Consider the following 14,776-nt stretch of genomic DNA (forward strand, 5'->3'; position numbering starts at 1 on the left):
CACGACTCATCTGTCGTGGCCGAATTGAAGCTTGTAACCGGCATAAAAACCGAGGTATATTGCGTGGTTTCCACGACTCATCTGTCGTGGCCGAATTGAAGCGGCATCATTCGCTTACCTTCCTCGATGAATTTCGTCGTTTCCACGACTCATCTGTCGTGGCCGAATTGAAGCTCAACCAACCGCACACCGTTTCCTTTTTCAAAATCCCGTTTCCACGACTCATCTGTCGTGGCCGAATTGAAGCCCGGTTCCTCGGCCGGTACTGGATCAACGGTGCTGGCGTTTCCACGACTCATCTGTCGTGGCCGAATTGAAGCTCCCATACCGCCGTCGCCGCTGGAAATCTCTTGCGGAGTTTCCACGACTCATCTGTCGTGGCCGAATTGAAGCATCGTCAATCCGCGGGGCGTCTTCTTAGTTCACGATGTTTCCACGACTCATCTGTCGTGGCCGAATTGAAGCGGCGAGTGTCGAACTCATCAGGAGTGGGTGGGGGAGTTTCCACGACTCATCTGTCGTGGCCGAATTGAAGCCGGGACTGTAACACGAAGCTATTCTACGGCACGGGGTTTCCACGACTCATCTGTCGTGGCCGAATTGAAGCCCTTTCCTTAGGCCGGTGCGGCCGTGGTGTCGGCGTGTTTCCACGACTCATCTGTCGTGGCCGAATTGAAGCTTTGCCTGCCAACTCCGCCATCTTGCCCTTCACCAGGTTTCCACGACTCATCTGTCGTGGCCGAATTGAAGCAATTCCTTGAGCTTCCACCCCGGAAGCCCAATCGACGTTTCCACGACTCATCTGTCGTGGCCGAATTGAAGCCGGATTATCAAGCACATAGCGCTTGATCCCGTGGGCGGTTTCCACGACTCATCTGTCGTGGCCGAATTGAAGCGAGATGAGCAGGGGAAGATCCACCAGGTTAAGGCGAGTTTCCACGACTCATCTGTCGTGGCCGAATTGAAGCGCCGCAAATCCCTGCCAGGACGCCGGTTTTCAAGACGTTTCCACGACTCATCTGTCGTGGCCGAATTGAAGCAAAATGCTTGGCTATGTTCCCGATTGCGGAGAAATCCGTTTCCACGACTCATCTGTCGTGGCCGAATTGAAGCATCCGAGAGCCAAACCTTGATATTCGCACAAAGAGCGTTTCCACGACTCATCTGTCGTGGCCGAATTGAAGCACAGAGAGCTTCTCCCTCGGCACTCTCCTGCTTGCCGTTTCCACGACTCATCTGTCGTGGCCGAATTGAAGCGGAGCGATCCTGGCCGCCGCCGTGCCTGGAGAGTTCAAGTTTCCACGACTCATCTGTCGTGGCCGAATTGAAGCCTCGGGCGTCTCGTTAGCTCGTAGTTCATAGCCACAGTTTCCACGACTCATCTGTCGTGGCCGAATTGAAGCGCGCCGATGCAGTGAACGCTGGCGACCGCAAGGGGCCGTTTCCACGACTCATCTGTCGTGGCCGAATTGAAGCGACCAATGAGAGGGCAATACAGAGGATCATCCCATGGTTTCCACGACTCATCTGTCGTGGCCGAATTGAAGCTTTTCTTCCTCGACCCGGATGTCGTACCGGACGCCCGGTTTCCACGACTCATCTGTCGTGGCCGAATTGAAGCCACGCTTACTTCCCCCGTTACGCGCTTCGCAGAAGTGTTTCCACGACTCATCTGTCGTGGCCGAATTGAAGCCAAGTCTCTTCGGTCTGCCGTTCGTAGTCGTACAGAGTTTCCACGACTCATCTGTCGTGGCCGAATTGAAGCCACGGGATGTTGCGAGAAAGGGGCCGGGTATCCATGCGTTTCCACGACTCATCTGTCGTGGCCGAATTGAAGCCAGGATATTACCATCGACCTCTGGCGGCGCGAAAAGGTTTCCACGACTCATCTGTCGTGGCCGAATTGAAGCGAGCGACTACCTCAAATAATCGCTCGGATACCCGACGTTTCCACGACTCATCTGTCGTGGCCGAATTGAAGCACCGTTGCCCATTTGTCCGCATCGTGGTGAAGTCATCGTTTCCACGACTCATCTGTCGTGGCCGAATTGAAGCGGTATTTGGCAGTAAGGGTTGCCGCCGCAAAAGTCGCGTGTTTCCACGACTCATCTGTCGTGGCCGAATTGAAGCAGCCAGCCGTAGTGCCGGGAACGGGAGCCTATGGCAAGTTTCCACGACTCATCTGTCGTGGCCGAATTGAAGCGTTTTGCTGGCTCACAGTATATGTCCGCCACAACGGGTTTCCACGACTCATCTGTCGTGGCCGAATTGAAGCTTGACGTCCCGCCCGCCTTCCAGCTTGATCGACACCGTTTCCACGACTCATCTGTCGTGGCCGAATTGAAGCAACAGCCAGCTCCGCAAGGTGCCCGTGCGGCTGACCCGTTTCCACGACTCATCTGTCGTGGCCGAATTGAAGCCAGCATCCGGTCTATGTTGGTCGAAAAAATGTCGTAGTTTCCACGACTCATCTGTCGTGGCCGAATTGAAGCTTGTTGGCCAAGACGACCTCGTACACGATCCTGAACAGTTTCCACGACTCATCTGTCGTGGCCGAATTGAAGCTATTGGGCGATCGGTTAATGGTTTACTTGAAATCTTGTTTCCACGACTCATCTGTCGTGGCCGAATTGAAGCGAGTAAAAATGTATGCAGGACAGTAAAAAGTATTACAGTTTCCACGACTCATCTGTCGTGGCCGAATTGAAGCCGCTGGCGGTGACCTCGATGTCCAAGGTGAATCGAGGTTTCCACGACTCATCTGTCGTGGCCGAATTGAAGCATCTAAGCTGTTCTTTTGTTGGACAAGTTCTTCGATCGTTTCCACGACTCATCTGTCGTGGCCGAATTGAAGCGGCCGTAACGCGAGTACTAATTGCGTGTTTTCGTTGTTTCCACGACTCATCTGTCGTGGCCGAATTGAAGCTTCTTCTAACTGTGCTTGACATTGTTCCGGAACAGTGTTTCCACGACTCATCTGTCGTGGCCGAATTGAAGCAATCGCACATGCCGCATATCGTTTGTGCGGCAGCGGGGTTTCCACGACTCATCTGTCGTGGCCGAATTGAAGCGGATTATCGCCCGATGCTCTCGCTTACCCCCCCGGGCGGGAATGGCCGCTAGCGCGAAATACCTCGCTTGACTGCGGCAGTCAATGCGAGATGGCTTGACTCTGAGAGAGAAGCGAATCAAAAATAACAGTTTGTACTGACATAAATTGCCTGCCTGGGGAACCTAAAACCCTGAATTGTGATTTCGAGTGTTCCGTTCCTCTATGTGTTTTTCTTAATTTATCGACACAACTGGCTCAGTATCAGACTGCGATTAGCGATTCTGGAGCTATTATTCAGCGGTAGAAAAGCTCCCTGCTTTTCCACCACAACTTGCCCTTGTCCGTTCCGGTTAACTCATTTAGCATGATCAGCCGATTCTGCCTGATTCGGAGAATGTTCATGAGTCGAGTTTTTCTCATCCTGGCGGTTGCGATTCTTCTGTTATCGTCCCAGTCCGGCACGGCTCAGAACAAGTCGGAAACCACCACTCAGCCGGCGGTAAGCGATCCCTTTGCCAGCGAATTTCACAAAAACGAAATCGCTCTGCGAGACCAAAAAGCGGCCGTTCGATTTCTCATTGCACAGGCTCCCAAGCGGATCAATGAATGGAAATTCGGGGCCGAGAAAGGCTACCCGGTGGCCCAGTGGTTCTATGCCCGATGCCTGGAAGCCGGCTATACCGTCAAGAAAAACGAGACTGAAGCTTTGGCCTTGTATCACAAGGCAGCGATCCAGGGCAATTCGGACGCTATGATCGCCATCGCGCGAATGCACGAGCAGGGTGTGGGAGTAGCTCAAAACTTTTCGGAGGCCTTCAACTGGTATTGCAAGGCCATTGAAGCGGGCAATAACACGGCGCTGTACAATTTGGGCTGCTGCTATGGCCGCGGCCGGGGTGTAAAAAAGGACGAACAGGAAGCGGTGAAGTGGATCCGCAAAGCGGCCGATTTGAATGTGCCGAAAGCCGTCTTCGCCATCGGCTGCATGTACGAGGAAGGAAGAGGGCTCACCAAAAATCTCACCGAGGCTTTCAAGTGGTTCTATAAAGCGGCGGAGTTGGGCTACACCGAAGCGATGACCCATATGGCCGAGAACTATTTATTTGGTCGCGGCCTTAAAAAGGACGAAAAAGAAGCTCTGCGCTGGTACCTGATGGCGGCGGAAGCAAACGACATCGATGCCATGCTGAGTGCGGCCGCGCTTTATCTGACTGGACCGGCCGACTTGAAAAATGAAAAAGAATCGGCGCGATGGTATCTTACGGCCGCAGAGTTGGGCAACGCCTCGGCCATGTTCAATCTCGGCTATATGTACACGATGGGATTCGGGGTACAACGCGACGAGAAGCAAGCCTACGCCTGGTACTATAAGGCAGCCGAGGCCAATCTGCCCCAGGCGATGTATGTGATCGGGGAAATGTTCTTTGAAGGCCATGGCTTTGAAAAAGACGACAAACTGGCGGCCCAGTGGTTTCTGAAAGCGGCGGAATTCAATCAGCCGGATGCGATGCTACGGTTGGGTCGAATGTACGATAACGGAATGGGTGGCTTACCCAAGGATGAGCAGGAAGCGCTGAAATGGTATGCAAAATCGGCGCTAGTCAAGGAACGCGCCCAGCGTGAAATCCGTGTTAATAATCAGTGAATTTTTCAGCTCTCGATGAGGATCGATCAGGCTTTTCGCCTGGCAAGTGTATCTTAGTCCCCGTACATTTTTCATTTCAATTGTCCCGGCCCTGCCTGTTTCAAGATATTAGGTTCTTCGCATCCGTCTGCACTTCCAAACCGCATAAAATGAAATCGAATGACCCGTCCGGTGTTTAAAAAGATAGAATCCTTACCCTCCAGGAGATAGATGATGTTTCATCGTTTTTTATTATTGACGAGCGTTTTTGCACTCGGTTGGTGCAGTTCCACTCGAGCGCAAACCAATACCGTACCTGCGGATGCGGCCATCTACGCCAAAATCAATGCCAAGCAATTTTTGGATAATCCCGTATTGAAACCGCTGCTGGAAACCATTTCCAAAGCGGATCCGGCTTTGTTAGCGGATTTTCAAAAACGCTATCCCGTAACCCCTTTGGATATCTCGGGAGTGACCGTTTTTGCTCTCGCCAATCCCAATCCTCAAGGCCCACCCATTCCATTCGGCCTGATCCATATGTCCAAGGATGTCGGCCCGGCTTCGGTGCTGGCACTGGTCGATCCGAAAGCACAGGCCAAGGCCGTGGGTGGCACAGCGTACTTCGAAAGCCAGGCCCTTCAGGCCGACATCCAATTCCTGGATAACCGGACGGTCCTCGTCGGTGCCGCCGGTACCTTGCAGATGCTGGCCCAACGGAAAGCCGGCAAAGGGGCGCTCGCCGAAATCATTGGGAAATCGGAGACACTTCCAGACTTCTTTTTCGCAATCGATGCCTCGATCATCCCCGCAGATGCCAAACAGGGCATTCCGCCCGATTTTCAGCCGATCGCCGCACTCAAGACTCTCCAGATCTCCGGCGATAGCAAAACGAATAATATGATCATTCAAATGAACTTCGCGAGCGAGGCTGCCACAAAGTCCGCTCATGAAGCTTTGTTGAAGGCAATTTCCGCAGGCCGATCGGAACTGGCGAAAGCAAAGCAGGAGATGATGAATCAGATGTCTCAGCAGGCCGCCAATCAACCGGCCGGACTCGAAGGTATGGCCACAGCCGTTGGTGGATTATTGGCCAGTGGCGGCTTCAACCAGATCGACGCTTTTCTAGCTAATCCGGGACTGGTCGTTAAAGGAGAGCAGATTACCAAAACGATCGAAATGCCCGATATGATGGGTATTAATGGAGCCACCATGCCGGTTTTAGTGGGACTGCTTCTGCCCGCCGTGCAGAAAGTTCGCGCTGCCGCCGGTCAGGCTCAGGGTACGAATAACGTCAAGCAGATGATTCTGGCCTTTCACAATTTCGAATCGGCCTATGGATTTTTCCCAAATGATATCTGCGACAAAAATGGCAAGCCACTCCTGAGCTGGCGGGTGGCCATTTTACCGTATATCGAGCAGGCGAATCTTTACAACCAATTTAAATTAGATGAACCCTGGGACAGCGAACATAACAAGCCACTTTCCGAAATCGTAGTCAAAATTTTCTGCAATCCGAATGACCCCGATGTCGGCCCAAAGACTCATTATCAGGTCTTCACCGGCAAGGATACCTGCTTCGTACCCGGCAAGAAATTGAACATTACCAACATCACCGATGGCACATCCAATACCGGTATTGTTTTCGAAGCCAAGGAAGCGGTCGTCTGGACCAAACCCGGAGATATCGCTTACAGCCCGAAGATGGATGTTGCTTCGAAACTGCTCTTCCGGAATGGGCAATCCACGACAGTAGGAATGGCCGATGGTTCGGTTCGAATGATCGACAAGAATCTCTCCGCCAGAACATGGCATTTACTCATTAATCCGGCTGATGGAGAAGTTTTGAATCTCGATGCGCGTGATACTCCGGAACGGAGCTTCCCTAAACCCCCTGTTCCGAAGAAGCAGTAATTACCGGCTTAGAATTTTCTCGTGATCAACGAGACACGGGAAGAGTTACTCAGGAGCAGACCTGGGCGACTCTTCCCGTGTCTCGTTTAGAACCTGGTACTAATCCTTCTTCAGTTCCGGCATCGGCTTATAATCGGTCGGTATTGTCGTATCGAAGAGCTTCGGATCGAGTTCCTCGTCGAACCCAAGATAAGTGGCCGTCGCCGTATACTGCTTATCGCCCATCTTCGAGATCACCCGAGAACGAATTGGCATATCAGTTTTCGGATCGATCCAGATCTTCAGATCCGCAGTGATTTTCATGCCGGGTACGTCAACCCCTTTCATCTCGTAAACTTTAGTTTTCCTTCCGTCCAGATACTCATCCGGTAACCCCTGCACTTTGTCATCACTGGGGATTTTGAATTGTTCCAGAGTTCCTTTTACACTCTTGGTGACACTTTTGATCATCTCATCCTTTTCCGGATCGAGAAGTCGGTAAGTCTTCATACCTTTGAACAGCACAATCCCTTTCCCATCGCCTTTGTTATTGATGACGACCACCAGACCGGCCGGTTCCACTTCGGAACGCATTTTCCCTTCCGACATGTAACTGCGAGAAGTCATTTTGTTCTTGGTGCCATCATCGAGTTCGACAATCATTCGAATCGACTTCGCCTGATCGAGCTTTCGAATCGATTTCTTCAGGTCGTCCGCCGCGGATCGACCCGAAGTCATTACAAAGATCACCAGTACGGCCGCAATCGTGGAGACTGAGAAGCCTCCGAATTTCAAAATACGCATGATCTGTTTCCTCCTCTTTTGTTTGGAAACCAATTCCTCGGGCAGAAGGACGTTCTGTCGAGGATTCAACGCGGCGACAGTCGCCGCGATTAAAATCTCGTCGGGTCCAACCGGAATCGGCGTTTCTCTCAAAGCGTTCATCGCCGCATTCAAGGGATCTTCCGGTAATTCATTCTGGGGTTTCAAGGGGTTCCTCTCTTCTCTCCCTGCGGGTCGAAAGCCGCCAGCTTGGCTTTCAAGTCCTGTCTGGCCCGATGAAGCAGCACTCCGAGATTTACCACGGTCACATCCAAACTTTTGGCCGCCTCCGCATAACTCAAACCTTCGAGTTGAACGAGCGTAAAACTCGCCGCGTGCAACGGAGGAATTTCGGTCAGCGCCTGCCGCAGCCGATGGGCGAATTCATTGTTCTCAACCACATCCATCGGGGTAGCGAACCGACCGTCTACGCAATCGTCGGGTAACGCTTCGGCCCGCCGCCAGCGATAACGAGTGCGCAACATATCCAGCGAACGCAATGTGGCGAGTCGCTGCAGGGCAGCCGGCCAGTCACTAATCGGAGCCTTTTGATGCCATTCGAACGCCGCGAGGAAGCTCTGCTGGAAGCAATCTCGCGCATCCGCATCGTGATTGAGCAGCCGATACACAATTCGCCAGACGATGGGTCCATGCTGGCGAATGATTGAATTCCAATCGGTCATTCGCTTCTCAATATCCGAACAGGTTGAATTTCATGCCATACTAGTCGATGAGAGTCCAGAGATCCTTACAAGAATTTCAGACGACTTGTAAACAGAGGGGAATCGAAAAATGGAACTTAATTAGGGCTTTATCAGGTAAAAGTGCGGCGGAGCAGACGCCCCCGCCGGGGAAATTTAGGCCAGCAGTTCTTTGATGACGTTGCCGTGTACGTCAGTGAGGCGATAGTCCCGACCCTGAAAGCGGTAGGTCAGCCGGGTATGATCGAAACCGAGTTGATGGAGCAGAGTCGCATTCAAATCGTGCACATGGACGATATTCTCGACGCCATTGAAGCCCAGTTCGTCCGTCTGGCCATGCATATAGCCGGCCTTAAACCCACCGCCAGCCACCCAGAGGGTGAAGCAGCGGTTGTGATGGTCTCGGCCATCGTTACCGCCCTGCACCATCGGTGTCCGACCAAACTCACCGCCCCAAATGACAATGGTATCCTGCAGCAATCCACGTTGTTTCAGATCGCTCACCAAAGCGGCACTGGCCTGATCGGTATCCTTGGCGTTGCGCTTGACCCCATTGACTAAATCGGAATGCTGATCCCAGACTTCGTGGAAGAGCTGAACGAATCGGACGCCGCGCTCGATCAAACGACGGGCTAACAGACAGTTACGGGCATAGCTGGCTTCGTTAGGATCCTTGATGCCATATTTTTGTAGCGTCTCTTTCGATTCGCTGGCGAGATTCATCAGATCGGGGGCACTGGTCTGAAGTCGGAACGCCATTTCGTAGCTCTGGATGCGTGCTTCGATCTCGGGATCATGTACCGATTTCATCGACAGTTCATTGAGCCGGTTCAACGAATCGAGAGAAGATCGCTGGGCATCGGTATCCACCCCTTTGGGATTGGAGAGATAGAGTACCGGATCGCCCGCCGAGCGCAGCGGTACCCCGGCGTAGAGTGTGGGCAGGAAACCGCTACCGTAGTTGCTGGCCCCGCCACTGGTACCCTTCGCACTGGTCAATACCACAAAGCCGGGTAGATCTGCCGATTCACTGCCCAGGCCGTACAGGGTCCAGGAGCCAAAACTGGGTCGGCCAAACTGCTGAGAGCCGGTGTTCATCAGAATCTGCGCGGGGGCATGGTTGACTGCATCGGTCTGCATCGTTCGAATCAGGCAGATTTCATCGGCGATCTGGGCCGTATGCGGCAGAACTTCGCTGAATTCCAGACCACTTTTCCCATGTTTTTGAAACTTGAACTTCGGGCCTAAAAGAGCCGATTTCGGATTGATGAAGGCCGCTCGATAGTTCTTCAAAAGATCCGGCGGCGGTAGCTGCCCATTCCGCTTAGCCAATTCTGGCTTATTCTCAAAGAGCTCCAACTGACTGGGAGCGCCGGCCTGGAATAAATAGATCACTCGCTTGGCTTTTGCCGGGAAGTGAGGCGACTTCGGCGCCAGAGGATTCTTGGCATTATCCGCCTGAGACTCCCCGGCCAGCATAGAATTCGCGGCGATCGCTCCTAAGCCCAGTCCGCATTGCTTCAGGAACCAGCGTCTTCTGAGCAAATTTAAATCTGTGTCAAAATTCGAATTCATGGCTCTATTCCTTGTGCGGGGTGGGCTTAATTTTTACTAATGGTTTCATCCAGGTTCAAAAGAACTCGCGAAACCAGCGTCCACGCAGCAGCATCTTGTGGGGTAACTTTTTCCGGAAGACTCGGCAATTTGGCGGAATCCCCGGTCAGGATTTCGCGCGGATTCAGCCAACCCTCCGCCAGGCGCTGCCTTTGATGTTGAATCAGGCGCTCGACTTCCGCTTTTTCCTCTGGTGTCGGTTTCCGCGAAGTGCAAAGCAAAAACGCATGATCGATTCGAGTTGCATCATTCGTTCCCCCCTCTTTCAAAACGCGGAGGGCCATCGCTTGGGCAGCCTCGACAAAGATCGGCTCGTTGAGTCCCGTAAGTGCCGCAAGCGGGGTATTGGAACGGATTCGCCGGGCGCAGGAAAAATCCCCATTGGGCCCATCGAAATTCGACAACACCGGATCGGGCATCGACCGTTTTCTGAACATGTAAACCGAGCGCCGGTAGCGTTCCGGACCCGTCGCCGGATTCCAGTAGCCAGGATATGTATAGTTGTAATCGAGCACATTTTTCGGCACCGGCGGAATCACGGAAGGTCCGCCCAGTTTGTTGGTCAATAATCCCGAAGCCGTCAGAGCAATATCCCGTACCACTTCGGCGTCAGCCCGAAATCTTGGCCCGCGCGCCAGTAAACGATTGCGGGGATCTTTTTCCATCAACAGCGGCGTTAAAGCCGAGGATTGCTGGTAGGTGGCACTGCTAAGAATGGTTCGAATTAAGTGCTTCCGACTCCAATTATGCTCCATGAAATCGACCGCCAGCCAATCGAGAAGATCACGGTATTCCGGAATCGGCGCACGGGTGCCAAAGTCTTCGGAAGTCTCTACGAGTCCCGTACCGAAAATGGCCTGCCAGGTTTGATTCACGGCAACTCGGGCCGTCAACGGAGATCGCGAATCGGCCAGCCAGCGGGCGAACCCGAGCCGATTTCGCGGCGCATCTGCCGGGAAAGAATGGAGAGCCTCCGGTGTGATTGGTGTAACGACCTCTCGAGGTTGATCCCACTCACCGCGATTCAAAAGATGGGTTACTCGTTGATTTTCGGTTTCCCGCTCGGCCAGATGCAGAATGGAAGTCGGTGCGGCCGGTAACGATTTGTAAAGCCCAGCAATTTCCTCATTAATTGCCTTCAAATCAGGCTGCGATTTTCGCCAGGCGGTGAAGATGACATCTGTATCCCCCGTTGTTCGTTTCGCAACAGGTTTGTGAAGTGCCAGGATCGCAGCCTGATCGATAGCCGGGGCTTTGGGAGTACCGGCGTTGGTAATACTGATGCGGGCACAACCGATCATCGCGCCCATTCGCCAAGCCACCTTCATCTGCGTCCCTTCTGGGAACTGCAGAGGTTTTTCAAATTGCACGACGGCTACACTCGGTTGATTTCGCAATCCCTGGCCGCGATCCGAATTCCAGGTGGTGTCCTCCCGACCATCGATGATATAGCCGACGGAGCCGCTGGCATTTTTACCATCGGCCGGCTTGTTATCCGCTGCGGAGTAATCGGCCGAGGCGTTGGCCAGTTTCTGTTTCTCCCAATTCGTGCCGTCCGGTTTCTTGATAAACACTTCTAATTCCCGCAGATTCCAGGTGCCCTGGCTGCTTCGTCCAGGACCGTTGTGGGGCAGATCGCGATGAGTCAAAACTTCGAACTGCAGGCCGGTCACACCATCGAGCTTGGGCGATGCGATCAGGAACACATCATCGCTCGGATGGCCCTTCATCAATAATGACTTGTCCGCCTCTTGAGTTGGGTGATTCAGACCGCTGATGCTCCCGAGTTCGATGGCCTCTAAAGGTTTCCAATCGGTGAAGCGGGAGGAAACTTCCTGGCTCCATTTGTTCAGTTCCGATTCCCATTGCCGGCGCTGCTGACGAATCCGAGATTCCGCCATCTGGATTTTCTTGCGGATTTCTTCGATCTGTTTAAGCTGATCCGCTGTGTAAACCCAGGATTGCGCTTCGTAAGTGTTGTTCAAAAAGGCCATCAGTCCGTAGTAGTCGTGGTGGGTGATCGGATCGAACTTGTGAGTATGACACTGAGCACACTGGGTGCTCATTCCCAAAACCGCTTTTCCGATACAGTCGATGCGGTCGAACATTTCCACCATGCGAAACTGTTCCGGGACGATGGCGCCTTCTTCATTGATCATGCTGTTGCGCAGAAATCCCGTGGCAATAAGCTGCTGTTGGGTGGCATTGGGTAAAAGATCTCCAGCGACCTGCTCGATGATGAATTTGTCGTAAGGCATATCGGTGTTCAACGACTCGATCACCCAGTCTCGCCATTTCCACATGTCCCGAGGCATATCTTTCTCATAGCCGTTAGTATCGGAATACCGGGCCAGATCGAGCCAGTGGCGAGCCCATTTTTCACCGTATCTTTCGCTCTGCAAAAGTTTTTCGATCGTGGCGTTCAGGCCTTCTTTTTCAAAGGCGGTCAGTTCCGCGGGCGAAGGCGGTAGTCCAATCAGATCGAGATAAATTCGTCGGCACAAAGCAGCGGAATTCGCTGGAGGAGAAGGCCGCAGTTTTTCGGTTAGCAGCCGGGCTCGGACAAACGCATCAATGGGCGAACCTGTTTCACCGCCGGGCAGCGGAGACTTCTTTGGCGTAGTGAAGGCCCAATGCTTTTCGTACTTGGCTCCTTCGACAATCCATTGTTTAAGAATCTGAAGCTGGGCCGGGCTGAGCGTTTTTTTCTCACTGCGCGGCGGCATCACCTTCTCTTCTTCTTTGCTGGTGATGCGCAGGTAGAGTTCGCTCTTCTCTGGATGGCCGGGAACCAGAGTGGGTTCTCCGGACTCCCCGCCTTTTAATACGGCGGCTCCATCATCGAGTCGAAGATTGGCTTTGCGATGCTTCGCGTCGATCCCATGGCAGGCCACGCAGAATTCCGAGAGGATCGGCTGAACGTCCTTCTGAAAATCCACGGGTGGTGCTGCGCGAACGGGAGCGTCCGTTAGAAGCGTCAGGCCCAGAATGGCCCAAAAAATTCGGAGAGTTGGCATTGCGAATGCCTCGATTAAGTGAAGTCGAGTGAAAAACGTATCCCGGTCAGGCGAGTCCAGGAAATTCGGTCAGACGTTGTGTACGTCGCGGTGTGATTTCTTGTAACACTATTCTACGACGGACGATCAGAAAGTCATTCATTTCCCGTGATGCCAGTACGATAGCGTCCGAGCTCGTCCTTGAGTTCCCATTCTGTTTTTTTCGATTTTCCCAATATTTTTTTGAAGTAAACGCGATGCGGCTGGCACAGAATAGATAGACGAAAATTGACTCGATAAACGAGCTTACATGTCTGATTCATCGGTTAAGACGGCCATCTTCGAACTTCGCCGATTATTGGAAAAAGATGCCGCGACTCACTTGAGTGATCACCGGCTTCTCGATCTGTTTTTTCAGCGAAACGACGAGGTCGCATTTGAAATCCTGCTCAAGCGTCACGGTTCCATGGTCTGGTCCGTCGCGCGTCGACTGCTGACGCGTACCCAGGACGCCGAGGATGCCTTTCAAGCGGCTTTCCTCGCTCTGATCAAGCAGGGAAAAAAAATTCGATCGAAGGAATCGATTGGCGGTTGGCTCTATCGAGTAGTGAGCCGAATCGCGCGAAATCTGCAAACACAGAATCGACCGCTGCCGCTACTCACCGAGCCGACTGTGGAACCGAAATCTCTGTTTGAGGAAAAAGATCTTTGGAATGCCGTGTACGAAGAGATCGAAAGGCTTCCCCAAAAGCAACGGGCGGCATTTATTATGTGTGTCCTTGAGGGAAGGTCGAACCTCGAAGCGGCCCGGGAAATCGGCTGTCCCAAGGGAACGATAGACTCTCGATTAAGTACAGCCCGGCATAATCTCCTGGATCGACTGAAGAAACGTGGCATTAACCCGGAAACCGTCTTGGCGCTCCCCACTTTGCTGGTGGCAAACGCGGCCATTGCTTCGGCTCCAGCAGTATTGATGCGAACTACCCTAACTTTGATATCGCGAATTGTCGCGGGAGAAATAATAAGTTCCGCAACCGTACCCGTAATCCTGTCTGAAGGAGTTTTGAACACCATGATTACAGTAAAGATTAAAGCCTTGGCTCTGGTTCTTGGGCTCGTTCTCTTCAGCGGCGCAGGCGCTGCCATCGCGTGGAATCCTTCGGACTCGCCTCAGGATACAAAGTCGAAAGAGAAAGCGACTTTGTCGAGTGCCAGCGAGGTCGCGAAGAGTAACAAAACCGATATTCAACCAGGAACAAATCCGGGCCAAACCCCAGAGATGGTCAAGAAGTCCGCGTGGGAAACGTTGCAGACGAAGCTTCCTCTAGATCAACCCTTCGAAGGATCGCTAGTCGAATTCCTGGCGATCTTGGGAAAACTCGCAGAAACAAAGATTTATTGGGACTACGAAGCCTTCTCACGTGTGAATTGGCCTATTTGGAAAAGCGAGCAGTTGAACATCGTCATACCGCAACTTAATGCCGATGTCAAACTTGACGAAGTTCTTCGAATTGTCACTAGCCAAATAAAACTCTCCGAAAATGCGCAAGGACTTCAAGTCACCTACCGTATCAAACATAACAAGATTTATCTGGTACCCAAGTTTCACGATAACGCGGGACAACTCGATCCGGATAGCAAAGATCCCCCTCGCTACACTGTCAAAGAGTTTTCGGAACCGACCTACATTCACCGATCTTCCGACAAAGCAGTTTGGACTCTTTCGGAAACGATCCAAGCCATTAAGGATGCGACGGGAACAAATATTGTTGTGGATCCGGCCGCCGAGAAATATTTGGAGGCCAGAGTCGCTCTCAATTTTCAAAATGTTCCAGTCTTAACCGCCGTTTTTACAACGGTGCAATGCGGTACCGATCTCGATGTCGTGATTATGGATAATCTCCTCTTTATTACTACCGTCCAGAAGGCGGAATCACTACGAACTAAATTTAAAAGTCTGGAAAAGCAGGAGAAGAAAATGCTGCCTCCGCAAACATTCGAGAATAAAGCCTGATCGACACTCGAACTTAAACTTTCCTTAGGCACGGTCGGCCACCTTTTCCGTGCCTATACTCTC

At 52.5% G+C, this 14,776-nt stretch carries 7 protein-coding genes and 1 CRISPR repeat array (1 of these 8 running past the window's edge); of the genes, 3 read left to right on the forward strand and 4 right to left on the reverse strand.

The window, feature by feature from the left end:
- A CRISPR array of direct repeats spans positions 1–3,071; the repeat unit is 36 nt; unit sequence GTTTCCACGACTCATCTGTCGTGGCCGAATTGAAGC; it begins 369 nt to the left of the window's first position.
- Positions 3,072–3,452: 381 nt separating this feature from the next.
- A complete protein-coding gene (locus tag KIH39_RS14160) occupies positions 3,453–4,697 on the forward strand; it encodes an SEL1-like repeat protein (protein ID WP_213493891.1) in 1,245 nt (414 codons plus the stop codon).
- Between the two features lie 213 nt (positions 4,698–4,910).
- Positions 4,911–6,587 (forward strand): DUF1559 family PulG-like putative transporter, encoded by a 1,677-nt coding sequence (locus tag KIH39_RS14165; RefSeq protein ID WP_213493893.1) that lies wholly within the window; start codon positions 4,911–4,913, stop codon positions 6,585–6,587.
- A 99-nt stretch (positions 6,588–6,686) separates the two neighbouring features.
- Here KIH39_RS14165 and KIH39_RS14170 read toward each other — a convergent pair whose 3' ends face one another.
- From KIH39_RS14170 to KIH39_RS14185, 4 genes are all read right to left on the reverse strand, one after another.
- On the reverse strand, positions 6,687–7,556 hold the full coding sequence (locus KIH39_RS14170; protein ID WP_213493894.1) for a LolA family protein: 870 nt from the start codon (positions 7,554–7,556) through the stop codon (positions 6,687–6,689).
- Positions 7,553–8,071 carry an RNA polymerase sigma factor gene (locus KIH39_RS14175; protein ID WP_213493895.1) on the reverse strand — a complete coding sequence of 173 codons (519 nt, stop codon included), beginning with the start codon at positions 8,069–8,071 and terminating at the stop codon, positions 7,553–7,555. The genes KIH39_RS14170 and KIH39_RS14175 overlap by 4 nt, the downstream gene beginning before the upstream one ends.
- Positions 8,072–8,245: 174 nt before the next feature.
- On the reverse strand, positions 8,246–9,664 hold the full coding sequence (locus KIH39_RS14180; protein ID WP_213493896.1) for a DUF1501 domain-containing protein: 1,419 nt from the start codon (positions 9,662–9,664) through the stop codon (positions 8,246–8,248).
- A gap of 26 nt (positions 9,665–9,690) precedes the next feature.
- The gene (locus KIH39_RS14185) at positions 9,691–12,720 is read right to left on the reverse strand and encodes a PSD1 and planctomycete cytochrome C domain-containing protein (protein WP_213493897.1); all 3,030 of its coding nucleotides are present in this window, start codon (positions 12,718–12,720) and stop codon (positions 9,691–9,693) included.
- A 289-nt stretch (positions 12,721–13,009) separates the two neighbouring features.
- On the opposite strand from KIH39_RS14185, the gene KIH39_RS14190 reads away from it, so the two are divergent.
- A complete protein-coding gene (locus tag KIH39_RS14190) occupies positions 13,010–14,713 on the forward strand; it encodes an RNA polymerase sigma factor (protein ID WP_213493898.1) in 1,704 nt (567 codons plus the stop codon).
- Positions 14,714–14,776 lie beyond the last annotated feature (63 nt).

It is taken from the genome of Telmatocola sphagniphila (genome assembly GCF_018398935.1).
GTDB lineage: Bacteria > Planctomycetota > Planctomycetia > Gemmatales > Gemmataceae > Telmatocola > Telmatocola sphagniphila.